The sequence below is a fragment of the Thermoflexus sp. genome (assembly GCF_040289485.1).
GTDB lineage: Bacteria > Chloroflexota > Anaerolineae > Thermoflexales > Thermoflexaceae > Thermoflexus.
In genome coordinates, this window is the sequence record NZ_PSLG01000110.1 from 1,907 (window position 1) to 3,395 (window position 1,489).

Sequence of the window (1,489 nt, forward strand, 5' to 3'; positions counted from 1 at the left end):
CCCCCGACCGACCCGACGGCCGTGAGCCGCGTCTCTGAGGAGGGGATCCGGTGAGCGCCTGTCACCGGCTCTGGCTGGCCCTGTCGATCGCCGGGAGCGGCCTGCTGCTGGGGTGCGGGGTCCTTCCAGCGGCTCCGCACCCCACTCCTCTCTCGGCGGCCCAGGCTACCCCGGCCGCGCCGCTGGCGCCGGCGACCCGGGCGGCGCCCGCCCCGGGCGGAGGTTCCAACGAGGAGGTGGTGATCCTGGAGGGCGTCATCGAAGCGGTGCTCCCGGGGGGCTATCGAATCCACGGGCAGCGGGTGGGAGCAGATCCCACGGTGGATCCCGAGGGACCCCTCCCGCCCGGCATCTACGTCACCGTTTGGGGCCTCCGCCGGCCGGACGGCGCGCTGCAGGCTGAGGCCATCGAGGTGCTGCGGCGCCCCGGCACGGAGGTCGAGATGGACGGGACCGTCGAAGCCGTCCTCCCGGACGGCTTCCGCATCGACGGCCGCCGGGTCTTTGTGCTCCCCAGCACCGCCGTCGAGGGCGCGCTCCGTCCGGATCAGGTCGTCTCCCTGGTGGGCTTCCAGCAGCCCGATGGCTCTATCGTGGCCGACGCGGTCCTCGCGGTGGATTCCCCGTAGGCGCCGGCTTGCGGAGGCGTCCCCTCCATGCCAGCATGGAAAGAAGATCGCTGCAAGGACCGGCGATGCGGTTGCTGGTGGTGGAGGACGACGCCGCACTGCGGGAGACCCTGGCGGAGCAGCTGCGTCGGGAGGGGTTTGAGGTCCTCGCCACGGGGGACGGCGGTGAGGCGCTGGAACTGGCCCGCGCCGCCGCCCCCGATCTGATCGTCCTGGACGTGATGCTCCCCACCCTCGACGGTCTCTCCGTCTGTCGCATCCTCCGGAAAGAAAGCGACGTGCCCATCCTGATGTTGACCGCCCGGAGCGGCCCGGTGGATCGGATCATCGGGCTGGAGACGGGAGCTGACGATTACGTGGTGAAGCCCTTCCACACCGGGGAACTGATCGCCCGCATCCGGGCCCTCCTGCGCCGGGCCCGGGGCCGTCCCGCCACCCGCCTCGCCGCCGGCGACCTCACCGTGGACCTCCTGGCCCGCAAGGCCTACCGGGGGGAGCAGGAACTGCGGCTGACCATGAAAGAGTTCGACCTGCTGGCCACGCTGATCCAGAACCGCGGCCGCGTGCTCAGCCGCGCCTTCCTGCTGGAGCGGGTCTGGGGCGTGGAGTGCCCAGTAGACACCCGCACCGTGGACACCCACATCCGGTGGCTGCGGGAGAAGATCGAGGAAGACCCGGCCCACCCCCGGCGCATCGTCACGGTGCGCGGCATCGGCTATCGGTTCGATGGATGAGGAGCCCGCATGGACGCGGGGACGCTGGGGGCGCTGTTGGGGACAGGGGCCGTGCTGCTGGCGGCGGGGGCGGGGATCCTTCGGCTGCGCCGGCAGGCCCATGCGGCCCGGGCCGCCGCGCGGGCC

2 protein-coding genes are annotated in these 1,489 nt (G+C 72.5%); both read left to right on the plus strand.

Annotated features, from left to right (window positions below; translation table 11 throughout):
- The first annotated feature begins 50 nt into the window (after window positions 1-50).
- Window positions 51-629 carry a DUF5666 domain-containing protein gene (locus tag C4313_RS11400; protein ID WP_352429972.1) on the plus strand — a complete coding sequence of 193 codons (579 nt, stop codon included), beginning with the start codon at window positions 51-53 and terminating at the stop codon, window positions 627-629.
- A 65-nt stretch (window positions 630-694) separates the two neighbouring features.
- The gene (locus C4313_RS11405) at window positions 695-1,363 is read left to right on the plus strand and encodes a winged helix-turn-helix domain-containing protein (RefSeq protein WP_352429973.1); all 669 of its coding nucleotides are present in this window, start codon (window positions 695-697) and stop codon (window positions 1,361-1,363) included.
- Window positions 1,364-1,489: the final 126 nt, after the last annotated feature.

What these genes read in the sequence shown, in the direction of transcription:
- C4313_RS11405 (WP_352429973.1), top strand. Translation starts at nt 695, where the DNA reads ATGCGGTTGCTGGTGGTGGAGGACGACGCCGCACTGCGGGAGACCCTG.